This is a genomic window from Mesorhizobium zhangyense (genome assembly GCF_011045115.1).
GTDB classification, from domain to species: domain Bacteria; phylum Pseudomonadota; class Alphaproteobacteria; order Rhizobiales; family Rhizobiaceae; genus Mesorhizobium_M; species Mesorhizobium_M zhangyense.
Map to the genome: position 1 here is coordinate 417,619 of NZ_JAAKZG010000005.1, position 14,910 is coordinate 432,528.

The window sequence follows — 14,910 nt, forward strand, 5'->3', positions numbered from 1 at the left end:
GTGAGGTGTAGACGCAGCAGACCCCCCTCTCCCCCGCTTTGCGGGGGAGAGGAACCGGCACCCGCCGAGGTCGCGGCATGGCAGGACTTGGGTTCCTCGCCCCATGAAATGGGGAGAGGTGGCTCGGCGAAGCCGAGACGGAGAGGGGTCCTTCTGCAGCCCAAACCTATCCGCAACTACACGAAAAAATCCTCAATCCGCGCCGCCGTTTCCTGCAACAGCGGCAGGAACTTCCGCTCCATCTCCGCAACTGGATAACGCGCCGACTGTGTCGAGACGTTGATTGCCGCGACGATGGCGCCGGAGCGGTCGCGCAATGGCACCGCGACCGAGCGCAGGCCGATTTCCAGTTCCTCGTCGACGACGGCGTAACCGTCCTGCTTCACCCGGGCGATGATCGCTGCGAGTTGCTTTTTGTCGGTGACGGTGTTTTCCGTCTTGGGCGTGAGTTTCGCCTTGTTGAGAAAGGCATCCAGTTCTTCCTGCTTCAGGCCGGACAGAAGAACGCGGCCCATGCTTGTGCAATAGGCCGGCAGGTGCGCGCCGACGTGAAGCTCGAGGCTGACGATGCGCGGCCCCTGCACGCGGGCGACATAGACGACGTCCTCGCCGGATAGAATTGTCGCCGAGCAGGATTCCTGTAACTCCACTGCCGTCTGCCGCATGAAGGGCTCGGCGAATCCACACAGCGACGTGCCCTGCAGCCATGTGCGCGCAACCGAAAGCAGGCGCGGCGAAAGCGCGAACTGCCGGCCGGTCTGGGTGGCGTAGCCGGTTGCCGTCAGCGTCAGCAGAAAGCGCCTTGCCCCGGCGCGGGTCAGCCCGGCTTTCTCGGCCATCTCCGTCAGAGTCAGCCCGGCCGGGTATGCGGCAAGAATCTCCATCACGCCGAGGCCGCGTTCCAGCGAGCCGACGTGATCGCGGGCGGTCTCTTCATCGCGCATTGGTGTGGCTCCAAAACCGGCGTTTCCGATCAGGGATTCGCATTGACTTTTCATCGGATGTCATTCACAAAGTATCGCATACAAAACAAATGTTCGCAATACGAACTTTTTGGTTGTGCTGGCGAGTTGCGAGTGAGGCGGTAGCAGCGGTTTCCGGCTGCGGTTGTTGCCACCGCCAATCGGGATGGGTGAGGATCAACGATGAGCAAAATCAGTCCAAGCGTGGAGGAGGCGGTCTCCCACATTCAGGACGGGATGGTGGTGATGATCGGTGGGTTCGGTGGCGCTGGCGCGCCGATCGAGCTCATCCATGCGCTGGTCGAGCGCTACAAGAAGACCGGATCGCCGGGCCGGCTTATCGTCGTCAACAACAACGCCGGCAATGGCGCGGTCGGCATCGCGGCGATGATCTATGCCGGCATGGTCGCCAAGATGGTGTGCTCGTTTCCCCGCTCAACGGACCCGAAGGCCTTCACCGACAAATATCTGGCCGGCGAAATCGAGCTTGAGCTGGTGCCGCAGGGAACGCTGGCCGAGCGCATCCGCGCCGGCGGTGCAGGCATCCCCGCCTTCTACACGCCGACGAGCTTCGGCACGCTGGTCGCGGAAGGAAAGCCGGTCGCAGAATTCGACGGCAGGAAATACGTCCAGGAGCGCTGGCTCAAGGCGGACGTGGCGCTGATCAAGGCCGAGCTGGCCGATCGCAAGGGTAATCTCACCTATCACATGGCTGCGCGGAATTTCTCGCCGCTGATGGCGACTGCGGCTGCCGCCACCATCGTGCAGGCAAGCCGGATCGTTGAGCCGGGCGGGATCGACCCCGAACATGTCGTGACGCCGGGCATATTCGTGAACCGCATCGTGGAAGTGCCGAACCCGAAGCAGGAAGAAGCTCTGTTGCGCGAGGTGACCAAGTGATGACTGCCAAACTGACGAATGCGCAGATCGCATGGCGCGCCGCGCAGGACATTCCCGACGGCGCCTATGTCAACCTCGGCATCGGCTTTCCCGAGATGGTCGCCAAGTTCAAGCCCAAGGGCCGCGAGGTCATCTATCACACCGAAAACGGCATCCTCGATTTCGGCGAGGCTCCGCCCGCCGGGCAGGAGGACTGGGACCTGATCAACGCCGGCAAGAAGGCCGTTACGCTCAATCCGGGCGCTGCATTCTTCCACCATGCCGACAGCTTTGCCATGGTGCGCGGCGGCCATCTGGATGTCGCCATCCTGGGCGCCTACGAGGTTGCCGAAAATGGCGATCTGGCCAACTGGAGCACGGGCCCGGGTTCGGTGCCGGCAGTGGGCGGCGCAATGGACCTTGTCCACGGCGCGAAGCGGGTCTGCGTCATCACCGACCACACCACGAAGGACGGGCGGCCTAAGCTGCTTAAGCAGTGCCGCCTGCCGCTGACCGGCGTCGGCTGCGTGACGACCGTCTATACCAGTCTCGCCGTGGTCGACATCGTGAACGCGCGTTTCGTTCTTCGGGAAAAACTGCCGAGCATCAGCCTCGATGAACTTCAAGCCTTGACCGAAGCCACGCTGGCGGTCGAAGGCACCGTCAAAGATCTTATCGTACCGGAGGTTTGAAAAATGGCTGACGCTTATATCTGCGATTACATCCGCACGCCGATCGGCCGTTTTGGCGGTTCGTTGTCCTCGGTTCGCGCCGACGATCTCGGTGCGGTGCCGCTCAAGGCACTGATCGAACGCAATGGCTCGGTCGATTGGGCAGCGGTGGACGATGTCATTTATGGCTGCGCCAACCAGGCCGGCGAGGACAACCGCAATGTCGCGCGCATGGCGCTGCTTTTGGCCGGGTTGCCGAAGGAAGTGCCGGGCTCGACGGTCAACCGGCTCTGCGGTTCAGGCATGGACGCGCTGACGATCGCAGCCCGTGCCATCAAGGCGGGCGAGGCGGAACTGATGATCGCCGGCGGCGTCGAGAGCATGAGCCGCGCGCCCTTCGTCATACCCAAGGCTGACACGGCCTTTTCGCGCAATGCCGAGATTTATGACACGACCATCGGCTGGCGCTTCATCAACCCGCTGATGAAGAAGCAGTATGGCGTCGATTCCATGCCGGAGACCGGCGAGAACGTCGCGGAAGACTTCAACGTTTCCCGCGCCGATCAGGACGCCTTTGCCGTGCGCAGCCAGGACAAGGCCGTCGCGGCGCAGGCCAATGGCCGGCTCGCGAAGGAAATCACGCCGGTGACGATCCCGCAGCGCAAGGGCGATGCGATCGTCGTTGCCAAGGACGAGCATCCGCGCGCCGGCACGACCGTCGAGACGCTGGCCAAGCTGGCGACGCCCTTCAAAAAGGAGGGCGGCACGGTGACGGCGGGCAACGCTTCGGGCGTCAACGACGGCGCTGCCGCCCTTATCGTCGCCTCGGAGGCTGCGGTGAAGAAATACGGCCTGACGCCGATCGCGCGGGTTCTCGGTGGTGTGGCGACGGGCGCCGCGCCGCGTATCATGGGCATTGGCCCGGTGCGGGCGACGCAAAAACTCTGCGCCCGGTTCGGCATCAAGCCGAGTGATTTCGACGTCATCGAACTCAACGAAGCATTTGCCTCCCAAGGCATCGCCGTGCTCCGCGAACTCGGCATTGCCGAAGACGCGGAGCACGTGAACCCGAATGGCGGGGCTATCGCGCTCGGCCATCCGCTCGGCATGTCGGGTGCGCGCATCGCCGGCACGGCGGCGCTGGAGCTTCGGGAGCGTGGTGCCAGATTGGCGCTGGCCACGATGTGCATCGGCGTCGGGCAGGGGATTGCGGTGGTGCTGGAAAGGGTGTGACGAGTTCGTCGAGCTAGGGCGTTCGGTCGTTTGAGTGTTTGGATCGCTGCAAGATCCCCTCTCCGTCGCGCTTCGCGCGCCACCTCTCCCCCGCTTTGCGGGGGAGAGGAACCCAAGTTCTGCGATGCCCAGACCTTCGCGAGTGCCGGTTCCTCTCCCCGCCTGCGGGGAGAGGTGGCTCGGCGAAGCCGAGACGGAGAGGGGCCTTCTCACAGCCACACTCAAGCCAGCTCGAAAGCCACGGCCTTCTGCTCGCGCGACAGCAGCGCGCGCTTGCGCTGAAAACCCCAGCGATAGCCGGACAGCGAGCCGTCCTTTTTCACCACACGATGGCAAGGAACGAGGATCGCGATCGTGTTGGCGGCGCAGGCTTCCGCGACTTCCCGAGCCTCGCGCGGATTGCCAAGCTTTGCCGCGAGGTCGCCATAGCTGGTGGTCTTGCCGGCGGGGATTGCACGCAGCGCTTCCCATACGCGCTGCTCGTAGTCGCTGCCGCGCAGGTCGAGTGGCAGAGCGAGGTCGTGCTCCGGGTGGTCGATCAGGCCGGCAAGCTTCGCGACCGTATCGGCAAGCCCGTCCGCGTCCTCGACAAGATCGGTGTCCGCGAACCGCTCGCGCAGGGCATCGAGCGAAGCCGCGCGCCGATCCGAAAACTCGAACATGACGAGGCCGCGTTCGGAGCGGGCGGCGATGAAGTCACCGAGGGAGCTTTGCCCCCAGGCATAGCGAATGGTGCTGCGCATTTTCTTGTCCAATCTCTCGAAATTTTCAACGTGACTGGAAGATAAGCCCCTGCAGCGGCACAAACGACCCGATTCATGCGCTCCCGGTATTTGCTTCATGGTCGAGCAGCCAGCGCTTGCGCTCGAGGCCGCCGCCATAGCGCACCAGATCGCCGCCGGCACCGACAAGCCGATGACAGGGGACGACGATAGAAAGCGGATTGGCGCCGTTGGCGGTACCCACGGCGCGAATGGCCTTGGGCTTTCCAATGCGCGCGGCAAGGGCCGAATAGGCGAGCGGCTTGCCCGCCTCGACATGGCGCAAGGCTTGCCAGACCGCGTTCTGGAAATCGGTACCGCTCAGCTTGACCGTGATCTCGTCAAGAGCCTCGATCTTGCCGGCAAAGTAATCCGAAAATGCTTTTGCGGTTACCGCCGGGACATGGCCGGGCACCAGCACATAGCCATCGGGCCCGAAGCGGCGGCGCAGCCAGCGATCGAGGCGATGGCCGCAGTCTTCGAACTCTGCCGCGCACAGCCTGCCCTCGCCATCCGCCAGCAGCACGAGATGGCCGATCGGCGTGTCGATCGTCTCGCTGGTGAGCGCCGCCAGGGCTTTCTCGTTCCTTGTGGTGGCTGAAACCGTGCTTTTCATACTGCTCATTTGGCGTCGTGGAAGATGATGCCGACGGTGTGCCGTTTGCCTGAGCGAACCCGGCTGACGCCGTGGCGCAGATTGACCCGGTAGCTGCCCCCCTGAACCGGCCGGTTGTGCACGGCAAAAGCCACAGCGTCGCCCTGGCGCAGCGGCACGACCTCGGCGCGGCTCTGCATGCGCGGGCGCTGTTCGGTCAGCACGAATTCGCCGCCGGTGAAATCCTTGCCCGGTTCCGACAGCAGGATCGCCACCTGCAGCGGGAAGGCGAGGTCGCCGTAAAGGTCCTGATGCAGGCAGTTGAAGTCACCCGGCACATATTGCAGCAGCAAAGGCGTTGGACGGGTCTGGCCGGCATCATGGCAGGCTTTCAGGAATTCGGCATGGGTTTCCGGGTAGCGCGCAGCAATGCTCATGCGAGCGTTCCAGTCGTTCGCGATGGGCGCGAGACGGGGATAGAGCACGGTGCGCAGGTCGCCAAGAAGATCCGGCAGCGGGTAGCGGAAATAGCGGTACTCGCCCTTGCCGAAACCATGCCGCGCCATATGGATATGGCTGCGAAAATGCTCCTCATGCGGGTAGAGCTCTGCGATGTCGCGGCATTCCTGCGGCGTCAGCAGATTTTCCAGCACCGCACAGCCATAGCCGCTCAAATCGGCGGCAAGCGCATCCCAATCATATCCGGCGACACGGTCGGTGGCGGTGCTTATTGAGGGTGGGGCTTCGGCGATCTTTGCTCGTGCGTTCATTGCCGTTGATCCTGTTCAGCTGGTTATACAAGATAGAGGCCTGCCTCGATGGCAACCACCCGAAACCTGCCTTGCCGGACGACGCTGAAATTCAAAGCGCCTTGCGGAAGGTCAGGTTGATGCGCCTGCGCCCCAGCGTTTCGTGGTCGCCGTCCTTCAGTGCCAGAACGCCGTGATAGAACAGGCGTGAGGGGCCGCCCCACACGACAACGTCGCCATGGTGCAGCGGTATTTTGCGGATCGGGTCGGTTCGTTTCAGGCCGCCGAACTGGAAGGTCGCGGGCAGGCCGAGCGAGACGGAGACGATCGGGTTGGCAAGGTCGCGCTCGTCCTTGTCCTGATGCAGCGACAGCCTCGCGCCGGGCTCGTAGAGATTGACGAGGCAGGCATCGGGCGCGAAAGCCGGATAACCGGCATCCGCCGCCGCCTCGGTCGCAAGCCTCAGGAACGAGGCCGGCATTTCCGGCCACGGCTCTCCCGTCAGCGGATCGCGAGAATCGTAGCGATAGCCTGTCCGGTCGCTCACCCAGCCGGCGTTGCCGCAATTGGTCATCGCAACGGACATCTCGAAGCCGCCCGGCGTCACCAGATGACGGAAGGGAGCCTTGGCAACAACGCTTTCGAGAGCGGCAAGCAATTCGGCCTCGAAAGGCAGTGCGCGCCTTCGCAGCAGGATAGCGCCATCGGCGAGCTGCTCGGTCGGCGGTTCATGGAAGACTGCGTCGCCGAAAAGATCTCTCATGGCTTGCTCCTGTGCCTGCATAGGCAGTGCTTAGCGATCATGCACTGCCGGGCAACCCGTTTCCTGCCTTGCGGTTTCCGCGGTCTGATCATGCAACGATAACGCTGTTTTTAATCCGCTGTTGCTGCCGCCATAGAATCTGATAGCTGGCATCGATCGATCAAGGGCATGAAAGGCGAATGAACAAAACCGCCTTGAGCGCGTTGAGGTCGACAAACGAGGAGCCTTTCCATGCATTCTTTCATTCGTAATTGTGCGCTTTCGGCACTCATAGGTATCGGCAGCCTGTCGTTTGCCCCATCACTGGCATCGGCCCAGACATTGCAGCTCGAACTCGGACAAGACGGTCCACGCGTCCTGATGCGGCAGGATTGCGAAGGCCGCCATCGTTATGATCCTGGCTGCCGCGATCGCCGCGACAGGAGAGACCACCGCAGGGACGAGCGCTACGGCAACGACTCTCGCCGTGACGACAGAGGTTCGCGCTCCTGTACCCCGGACCGGGCGCTTGAGAAGGCCGAGCGCATGGGCGTCAGGCGTGCGCGGATCGTCGATGTCGGCCGCCGCACGATCGAAGTCGGTGGCAGGTCGGAAGGCCGGCGGATTATCGTCAGCTTCAGCCGCGAACGCGGTTGCCCGGTTATCCGCTAAACCGCCAGGCAGTTTCGTGGTCCCGGCGTGAAATGTGCAGAGATCACATTTCTTTTCCAGCGGGGCCACTGCGGTTATCATGATAACGATCGGCCGGCGTGAGTCGGTCGGTCGTGAAATCGTTTAGGGGATACTTCGTGATGGTAGACCGCGTCTGGTCGATGCTGACTATCGCTACCTGTTGTGGGCTCTTGGCGGCGGGCGGATGCTCGCGAACGTCCGATGGCTCCATCGAATTCCAGGGGCAGACGACCGACTGGTCCAACATGTTCAAGCGCCGGAGTGCGCCGGAACCGAGCCTGAGCGACGCGGTCGTCTATTCAAGTTTTCCCGCCCGCCCTACCGAGCCCGCTGTCGCGGCGCCGGCCAGCAAACCCAAACCTCGTGTGAGAGCCGCTCCGCGCAAGAGCAGAACCGTTGCCCGTCCGGCAGCGCAGCCGGTAGCCGCCGCTCCTGCCAAGCCCGTCTCTTGCAGCAACGTATCCCGGCCAGGCAGCCGCGTGAAATATGTCTGCAAGTAGGTTTCGGCCGGCGCTGTGATCAGGCGCAGTGCCTATCGCTGATAGGGCCCGAAGCAGGCCGGGTTGGTCGATACCCGGCAACCGGTATCGTAGCGGGCCGACGTGTCCGACAGGTGCACGACGCCCGCGAAGCCGCCGGCAAACAGCGCTGAAATCAGGAAAACCACTCCTAACCGGGTAACCATTGCCGCACTCCGTTTCGTCAACCGTCCCCAACGGTTTGCAATGTCACTTCGCCCGGATTCACTAAAGATTTAATCTAATTACGAAAAGCTTAACGGGTTGCTTTTTCGCCACAAGAAAAAGCCGCCTCGCGAGAGACGGCTTTCTTTGGCAGCGGCGGGATAGGAGGGGACTTCACCCGCCGTTGCTACTCAACAGGTGTCGACCCGAAAGGTTCCATCGCGCACGAAAGAAAGAAGTTCTGCGCGACGGACCACGCAGTGGAACTTTCATCGCGCGCTGCGGTTGCTGAGGCACGGGGCGATTGGTGCCTCAACAATCCAAGGAGAATAATCATGGGTCGTGGAATCCTGCTGTGGCTGCTCGGTATACCTATCCCGATCATCATCCTCATCCTTCTCTTCGTTCGATAAGGGGGTGGTCATGCAACAAACAATTTCATCGACCGAAGCAGTCGTTCCGAGCGAATCCTCGTCATCCGCTGTCTCCTGGGCTGCAATCATCGCAGGAGCGGTGGCAGCATCCTCGCTGACGCTTCTTTTGATCGTACTGGGTTCCGGTCTCGGCCTGAGCTCCGTTTCGCCATGGTCCGGCTCCGGCGTCTCGATGACGACCTTCGCCGTATCAACCGCAATCTGGCTTATCATCGTGCAGTGGTTTTCGTCAGCTTTCGGCGGCTATATAGCCGGGCGGCTGCGCACGAAATGGTCGGGCGTTCATGACGACGAGATCTATTTCCGTGACACCGCGCACGGGTTCTTGTCCTGGGCGCTGGCAACGCTGGTCGTCGCCGGCGTGATGGGCTCGGCCCTGACCTCGGTTGTGGGCGGTGGCGTGCAAGCGGCGTCGACGGTGGTTTCGGGCGCAACATCGGCAGCCGGTGCCGGCGCAAGTGCGGCCAGCCAGAGTGGCATGGCTTCGCAGGCGAACGACATGACCTCCTACTTCGTCGATTCGCTGTTCCGTCCTGCCGATGCGGCAGCAGCCAATGCGCAAGGTGCCGAAGGCAATGCGGCGGCAACTGGCCAGGCCACGCGCATCCTGCTTTCCAGTGCGGCATCAGGTGAAGTGTCAGTCGAAGACCGTACCTATCTCGCCCAGCTGGTTGCTGCGCGTGCCGGGGTTTCGCAGGCCGACGCGGAAGCGCGTGTCGATGGCGTCCTGAAGCGGATTGAGACGGCCAAGACCGACGCGAAACAGGCTGCTGACACCGCCAGGAAGGCTGCCGCGACATTCTCGTTGGTCACGGCGCTGTCCTTGCTGCTGGGTGCCTTCATCGCATCGGTCGCCGCACTTATCGGCGGGCGCGGACGCGACGAAAATCCGGACGTCATGATCGTTCGATAACCGACGTGCGAGTGGATGCAAATGCCCGCCCCTTCACCGGGGCGGGCGTTTGTTTAAGGAACGCTCGATCATGAAAACATGAGCTTTTCTGGAACGTTCGCTGGGCGGGGCAGTTGTCCTGGCAAGTACCGAGTAGCGTAGGAAGGGACGGAAAATGCAGGAAGATCGCAGACAGCTTCGAGAAACGCTGCGGCAAACCTACGGCACCCTGAAGGATTTGCGTAAATCCCTTGCAGCGGCGGACGCAGATTATATGCTGCACGACCTTGGCGCGCTGCTGTCGGTGGCAGAGCAGGAAGCCTTGAACAGGCTGCGCGAAAGCGAAAGCTGAAACCCCGGGCAGCAGGCGTTTAATCGGCTATTCCGCCGCGAACTGGCTGTCGACCGCGTCGTCCGGCAGGTTCGGATCGCCCGGCGCGGTTTCGCAGCCGAGATCGGGGAAGGCGACAACGCGATTGTTACGGAAATCGGTGCGCACGACCAATAGGCCGCGTTCCTCGAAATAGGTCAGCAGCCGCCGCGCGCGCCGCGCCGAGTGACTGCCGAATACGCGGGCGATCGCAGCGTCGGAGGGGCAGGGCAAGCTGTTGACGGCTGCCTGTGCGACCGACAGGAAAACGCCCTGCATGTCGTCCGGCACACCCGCCGACAGTTCCAGTGCATGCTGCCATGTCTCGCTTTCGGCCGTCGCACCATCGACGCCGGCACGCGCAACCGCCAGCTTGCGCCGGAAGGCCGGCAGTGACAGCGGTTCACCAGCCACGCGCCGGATGCGGCAGCGGACGAGAAAATCCTGATAGAGGATAGCGTCGGAGCGGAAGGAGGCGTCCACGTCCTCAAGGATTTCGCGCAGCACGCCTTCGATCTGCATGTCGCGCTCGGCTTCGTCGATGATGGCGAAGACCGGTTCTGCCGGGGCTTCCGGTGCCGGCTTGGGCTGCGAAAGCTGGGCCAGGATATCGGCGGTCGGGGTCGGTGTGGGGGGCTGTGGCGTGCGGCGCACGATCGGGCGACGCTCCTCCGGGCCGGGTGTGAAAATCAGTTCACTGAGGTCTTCGCCGGTTTCCGGCAGCGGCATCAGCTTCGGGCTGGTCGAACGCGGGGCGGTCTCGACATTGCCGATTGTGACGGGCAATGGGCGCCGCGCGATTGCGGGCCCGAGCGCCACGAAATGGCCGCGCCCGAGGTCGCGGAACATTTCGGCTTGACGCCGCTCCATGCCGAGAAGATCGGCGGCGCGCGCCATATCGATGTCGAGGAAGGTACGGCCCATCAGGAAGTTCGAGGCTTCCGCCGCAACGTTCTTGGCTAGCTTTGCAAGACGCTGCGTGGCGATGACGCCGGCCAGTCCACGCTTGCGGCCGCGGCACATCAGGTTGGTCATGGCAGCGAGCGAAATTTTTCTCGCCTCGTCGGCAACCTCGCCGGCGGCGGACGGTGCGAAAAGCTGGGCTTCATCGACGACGACGAGAACCGGATACCAGTGGTCGCGCTCGGCATCGAACATGCCGCCGAGGAAGGCGGCGGCGGCACGCATCTGCTGCTCGACGTCCAATCCCTCGAGATTGAGCACGACGGAAACGCGATGCTGGCGTATGCGCGCGGCAATGCGGGTAAGTTCGGCCTCGGTGCGTGCGGCATCGACGACGACATGGCCGAATTTATCGGCCAGCGAGACGAAATCGCCTTCCGGATCGACAATGCATTGCTGCACCCATGGCGCGCTCTGTTCGAGCAGGCGGCGCAGCAGATGCGATTTGCCCGAGCCCGAATTGCCCTGCACGAGCAGGCGGGTCGCCAGCAATTCCTCAAGGTCGAGCATAGCCGGCGTCCCGTTGGACGTCGCGCCCATATCGATGCCTACCTTCATTGCGCCTCCTCGACGCGCCGCATGATTCTCTTGTCCATTTTAGGGGTCTAGCACAGCGGGCGGGAACAGGCGTGACGGAGTTCAAGCCTGAATTTTTAATGCTCTTAGCATTGCCGTGACGACGAATGGTGGCGGTTTTGCCGAAACCCACAGATGAGTCACGCGCTGCGCTTGAAGCCCTCGCTGGCGACAAGCAGATTGCGCGTATAATCCTTGGTGACGCGCCGCGCGACGAGGTCTGATGCGGTCAAGCGCTCGACCTCTTCGCCATTCTGCATGACCATCAGCCGATCGCACATATGGGTGATGACGGCGAGGTCGTGGCTGACCATGATGAAGGTCAGTTTACGGTCGGCGCGAATCTGCTCGAGCAGGTTGAGCACCTCGGCCTGCACCGAAGCGTCGAGCGCAGAGGTCGGCTCGTCGAGCAGCAGGATCGACGGTTCCAGGATCAGGGCGCGTGCGATGGCGATGCGCTGGCGCTGGCCGCCGGAAAGCTGGTGCGAATAGCGGAAGCGGAAACCCGAGCCGAGCCCGACCTCGTCCAGCGCGCGCAGGATGCGCTTTTCGGTGTCTTCGAAGCCATGGATGGCGAGCGGCTCCAGCAGCAGGCGGTCGACGGTCTGTCGCGGATGCAGCGAGCCGTATGGGTCCTGGAACACCATCTGCACCTGGCGGTAAAAGGCCTTGTCGCGCTTTCGCCCCAGCGGCTTGCCGTTGACGACGATGGTTCCGCCCGCCACCGGCGCCAGCCCTGCAACCGCGCGCAGCAGCGTCGACTTGCCGGAGCCGGATTCGCCGACCAGCCCGAAGGATTCGCCCGAGGCGACATTGAGGCTGACATCGTTCAGCGCGACGAAACCGTCGAAGGTGACGCGCAGGCGGTCCAGGGCAAGGGCGGCGGCGGTCATAGTGCCCATTCCGGCTTGCGGTCGAGAACGGGCAGTGGGTGCCTGTCGGCGTCGATCTGCGGCATGCAGTTGAGCAGTCCGCGCGTATAGGGGTGCTGCGCATTGGCAAGCTCGGTGGCCGGCAGTTCCTCGACGATCCTGCCGGCATACATGACGATGACGCGGTCGCAGAAGGAGGAGACAAGCCGCAGGTCGTGCGAAATGAAGATCAGGCCCATGCCCCGATCGCGCACGAGGCGGTCGAGAATGCCGAGGACTTCGAGCTGGACCGTGACGTCGAGCGCCGATGTCGGTTCGTCGGCGATCAGCAGTTCGGGACCGGCAATCAGCATCATGGCGATCATGGCGCGCTGGCCCATGCCGCCGGAAACTTCGTGCGGATAGAGCTTGTAGACCCGCTCGGGATCGCGAATCTGCACGGCCTGCAACATGTCCAGCGCCCGCTTGCGGGCTTCGGCCTTGCCGACCCTTTCATGGGTGCGCAAGGTCTCGACGATCTGTCGGCCGATGGTCATGACCGGGTCGAGCGAATATTTCGGATCCTGCAGTACCATGGCGATGCGCTTGCCGCGCAGGGTGCGGCGTTCTCGTGCCGGCACGCGCAGGAGGTCGATGCCGCTGAACGCCAGCTTTTTGGCCGAAATCTCCGCATGCTCCGGCGTCAACCCCATGATGGCGCGGCCGGTCTGCGACTTGCCGGAACCGCTCTCACCGACGATGCCGAGCCGTTCCTTGCCGAGCGAGAAGGAAACGCCGCGCACCGCCTCGATGACGCCGGTGCGGGTCGGGAAGCTGACGCGCAGGTCTTTTACCTCAAGCAGCGCGCTCATTGGCTGCCTCCGCGCGGGTCGAGCGCGTCGCGCAGGCCGTCGCCAAGAAGGTTGAAGCCAAGGCTGACGATCAGGATCGCGAAGCCGGGAGCAGCTGCCACCCACCACTGGTCGAGGATGAACAGGCGTCCCGCCGCGATCATCGCACCCCATTCGGGCAGCGGCGGTTGCGCGCCGAGGCCGAGAAAGCCCAGGCCGGCGGCGGTGAGGATGATGCCGGCCATGTCGAGCGTGACGCGCACGATGAGCGAGGAGACACAGAGCGGCATGATGTGGCGCAGCACGATGCGCGTCGGCGAAGCGCCCATGAGCTGCACAGCGGCGATGTAGTCGGAATTGCGCACCGTCAACGTTTCGGCCCGCGCGATGCGGGCATAGGGCGGCCACGAGGTGATGGCGATTGCGATGATGGCGTTGCCGATGCCTGGTCCGAGGGCTGCGACGAAAGCTAGCGCCAGCACCAGCTTGGGAAAGGCGAGGAAGATGTCGGTGATGCGCATCAGCACGGCATCGACCCAGCCGCCGGCATAGCCTGCGACCGTGCCGACCAGCAGGCCGATGGGGGCGGCGATGATGGCGACGAGGACGACGACCTGCAAGGTCAGCCGAGAGCCGTAGATCAGGCGCGAGAGGATGTCGCGGCCCTGTCCGTCGGTGCCGAGCCAATGATTGGCATCGGGGAACAGAAGGCGCGAATTGGCAAGATCGCCGATATAGGGGGAATGGGGCGCCAGCACATCGGCGAGTGCTGCCACCAGACACAGCGCCAGGATGATCAGTAGGCCGACAACGGCAAGCTTGTTGGCGGTGAAGCGCCGCCACGTCAGATAGGCGCGGCCGAGCCTTGCCTGCAGGCGCGAGGCCGGGCGCTCGGTAAGCAGCCATTCGCGGCGGGTCTGCATAGTTTCGCTCATCGTATCCGCGTCCTTGGATCGAGAACGCGGTAGAGCAGGTCGGAGAACAAGTTGAGCGCGATGAATACCGAGCCGATGACGAGCGTGCCGCCGAGCACTGCGTTCATGTCGGCGTTCTGCAGCGAATTGGTGATGTAGAGGCCGAGGCCCGGCCATGCGAAGACGGTTTCGGTCAGCACCGAGCCTTCAAGCAGATTGGCGTAGGATAGCGCGATGACCGTCACCAGCGGCACGGCGGCGTTGCGCAGCGCGTGGCCCCAGATGATGCGGGTTTCGGACAGACCCTTGGCACGCGCCGCGACGATGTATTCCTGCTGAAGTTCGTTCAGCATGAAGGAACGCGTCATGCGGCTGATATAGGCGAGCGAGAAATAGCCGAGCAGCGAGGCCGGCAGGATGATGTGGGCGAAGATGTCGCGAAACGCCGCCCAGTCCCTGTGCAGGATCGAATCGAGGAGGTAAAAGCCGGTGATCGGCGTGAAGGTGTATTCGAAGACGACGTCGATGCGGCCGGGGCCGGCTGTCCATCTCAGCCGCGCGTAGAACACCAGAAGCCCGAGCAAGCCGAGCCAGAAGATCGGCACGGAATAGCCGACGAGCCCAATGATGCGCACGATCTGGTCGACGATGCTGCCGCGTTTTACGGCGGCAAGCACGCCGAGCGGAATGCCGAACAGCGCGCCGATGATGGTGCCGAGCGAGGCGAGTTCCATGGTCGCCGGAAAGACGCGCCTTATGTCCGACATCACCGGGTTCGTGGTCAGCACCGAGGTGCCGAAATCGCCCTGAAGTGCGCCTTTCACATAGAGGAAGAACTGCTGGTAGTAGGGCAGGTTCAGCCCCATCTCGATGCGCGTGCGCTCGACCACATGGGCGGGCGCGCGGTCGCCGACGATCGCCAGCACCGGGTCGATCGGGATGACGCGGCCGATGAAGAAGGTGACGGCCAGAAGACCAAGATAGGTTGTCACCACGATCACCACAAAACGGGCGATCGCGGCGGCGCGGGCGGAGGCGCGACCGCTTTCGCGTTTCGCCTCCGCGCGTGTTTGCGTGTTGCTCAACGAACC

The 14,910-nt window shown here is 63.4% G+C and carries 17 protein-coding genes; 6 read left to right on the top strand and 11 right to left on the bottom strand.

Annotated elements, in window-relative coordinates:
- Nucleotides 1-176: 176 nt before the first annotated feature.
- Nucleotides 177-944 carry an IclR family transcriptional regulator domain-containing protein gene (locus tag G6N74_RS14890; protein ID WP_165118607.1) on the bottom strand — a complete coding sequence of 256 codons (768 nt, stop codon included), beginning with the start codon at nt 942-944 and terminating at the stop codon, nt 177-179.
- A gap of 201 nt (nt 945-1,145) precedes the next feature.
- Between G6N74_RS14890 and G6N74_RS14895 the strand changes: the two genes are divergently transcribed.
- Genes G6N74_RS14895 through pcaF form a run of 3 tightly spaced genes read left to right on the top strand, consistent with a single transcriptional unit; the run spans nt 1,146 to nt 3,745 of the window.
- Entirely contained in the window at nt 1,146-1,862 is a 717-nt protein-coding gene (locus G6N74_RS14895; RefSeq protein WP_165118609.1) for a 3-oxoacid CoA-transferase subunit A, read from the top strand.
- The gene (locus G6N74_RS14900) at nt 1,862-2,533 is read left to right on the top strand and encodes a 3-oxoacid CoA-transferase subunit B (protein ID WP_165118611.1); all 672 of its coding nucleotides are present in this window, start codon (nt 1,862-1,864) and stop codon (nt 2,531-2,533) included. Before G6N74_RS14895 ends, G6N74_RS14900 begins: the two co-directional genes overlap by 1 nt.
- A 3-nt stretch (nt 2,534-2,536) precedes the next feature.
- Entirely contained in the window at nt 2,537-3,745 is a 1,209-nt protein-coding gene (gene pcaF, locus G6N74_RS14905; protein WP_165118613.1) for a 3-oxoadipyl-CoA thiolase, read from the top strand.
- Nucleotides 3,746-3,966: 221 nt separating this feature from the next.
- On the opposite strand, the gene G6N74_RS14910 is transcribed toward pcaF, so the two are convergent.
- From G6N74_RS14910 to alkB, 4 genes are all read right to left on the bottom strand, one after another.
- Nucleotides 3,967-4,488 carry a methylated-DNA--[protein]-cysteine S-methyltransferase gene (locus G6N74_RS14910; protein WP_165118615.1) on the bottom strand — a complete coding sequence of 174 codons (522 nt, stop codon included), beginning with the start codon at nt 4,486-4,488 and terminating at the stop codon, nt 3,967-3,969.
- Between the two features lie 73 nt (nt 4,489-4,561).
- Complete coding sequence (locus G6N74_RS14915; protein WP_312857877.1) at nt 4,562-5,131, bottom strand: methylated-DNA--[protein]-cysteine S-methyltransferase; 570 nt, start codon at nt 5,129-5,131, stop codon at nt 4,562-4,564.
- Nucleotides 5,128-5,871 carry a 2OG-Fe(II) oxygenase gene (locus G6N74_RS14920; protein ID WP_165118617.1) on the bottom strand — a complete coding sequence of 248 codons (744 nt, stop codon included), beginning with the start codon at nt 5,869-5,871 and terminating at the stop codon, nt 5,128-5,130. Before G6N74_RS14920 ends, G6N74_RS14915 begins: the two co-directional genes overlap by 4 nt.
- 91 nt (nt 5,872-5,962) lie before the next feature.
- Entirely contained in the window at nt 5,963-6,613 is a 651-nt protein-coding gene (alkB, locus tag G6N74_RS14925; protein WP_165118619.1) for a DNA oxidative demethylase AlkB, read from the bottom strand.
- Nucleotides 6,614-6,844: 231 nt separating this feature from the next.
- Here alkB and G6N74_RS14930 point away from each other — a divergent pair, with 231 nt between their 5' ends.
- Nucleotides 6,845-7,264, top strand: a complete 420-nt coding sequence (locus G6N74_RS14930) for a hypothetical protein (protein WP_165118621.1) — start codon at nt 6,845-6,847, stop codon at nt 7,262-7,264.
- Nucleotides 7,265-7,817: 553 nt separating this feature from the next.
- On the opposite strand, the gene G6N74_RS14935 is transcribed toward G6N74_RS14930, so the two are convergent.
- Nucleotides 7,818-7,970 carry a hypothetical protein gene (locus tag G6N74_RS14935; RefSeq protein ID WP_165118623.1) on the bottom strand — a complete coding sequence of 51 codons (153 nt, stop codon included), beginning with the start codon at nt 7,968-7,970 and terminating at the stop codon, nt 7,818-7,820.
- 421 nt (nt 7,971-8,391) lie between these two features.
- Between G6N74_RS14935 and G6N74_RS14940 the strand changes: the two genes are divergently transcribed.
- Nucleotides 8,392-9,315, top strand: a complete 924-nt coding sequence (locus tag G6N74_RS14940; RefSeq protein WP_165118625.1) for a hypothetical protein — start codon at nt 8,392-8,394, stop codon at nt 9,313-9,315.
- Nucleotides 9,316-9,469: 154 nt separating this feature from the next.
- On the top strand, nt 9,470-9,646 hold the full coding sequence (locus tag G6N74_RS14945) for a hypothetical protein (protein WP_165118627.1): 177 nt from the start codon (nt 9,470-9,472) through the stop codon (nt 9,644-9,646).
- A 27-nt stretch (nt 9,647-9,673) separates the two neighbouring features.
- On the opposite strand, the gene G6N74_RS14950 is transcribed toward G6N74_RS14945, so the two are convergent.
- The 5 genes from G6N74_RS14950 to G6N74_RS14970 all read right to left on the bottom strand — a co-directional run bounded on the left by G6N74_RS14950 (nt 9,674) and on the right by G6N74_RS14970 (nt 14,904).
- Nucleotides 9,674-11,185 carry a helicase HerA domain-containing protein gene (locus tag G6N74_RS14950; RefSeq protein ID WP_165118629.1) on the bottom strand — a complete coding sequence of 504 codons (1,512 nt, stop codon included), beginning with the start codon at nt 11,183-11,185 and terminating at the stop codon, nt 9,674-9,676.
- Between the two features lie 158 nt (nt 11,186-11,343).
- Nucleotides 11,344-12,105, bottom strand: coding sequence for an ABC transporter ATP-binding protein (locus G6N74_RS14955; RefSeq protein ID WP_165118631.1), 762 nt, complete (start codon nt 12,103-12,105; stop codon nt 11,344-11,346).
- Nucleotides 12,093-12,926: an ABC transporter ATP-binding protein gene (locus G6N74_RS14960; protein ID WP_165118634.1), complete on the bottom strand. Its 834-nt coding sequence runs from the start codon at nt 12,924-12,926 to the stop codon at nt 12,093-12,095. Before G6N74_RS14960 ends, G6N74_RS14955 begins: the two co-directional genes overlap by 13 nt.
- Nucleotides 12,923-13,840: a nickel transporter permease gene (gene nikC / locus G6N74_RS14965; protein ID WP_165118636.1), complete on the bottom strand. Its 918-nt coding sequence runs from the start codon at nt 13,838-13,840 to the stop codon at nt 12,923-12,925. Before nikC ends, G6N74_RS14960 begins: the two co-directional genes overlap by 4 nt.
- A complete protein-coding gene (locus tag G6N74_RS14970) occupies nt 13,837-14,904 on the bottom strand; it encodes an ABC transporter permease (RefSeq protein WP_165118638.1) in 1,068 nt (355 codons plus the stop codon). Before G6N74_RS14970 ends, nikC begins: the two co-directional genes overlap by 4 nt.
- Nucleotides 14,905-14,910 lie beyond the last annotated feature (6 nt).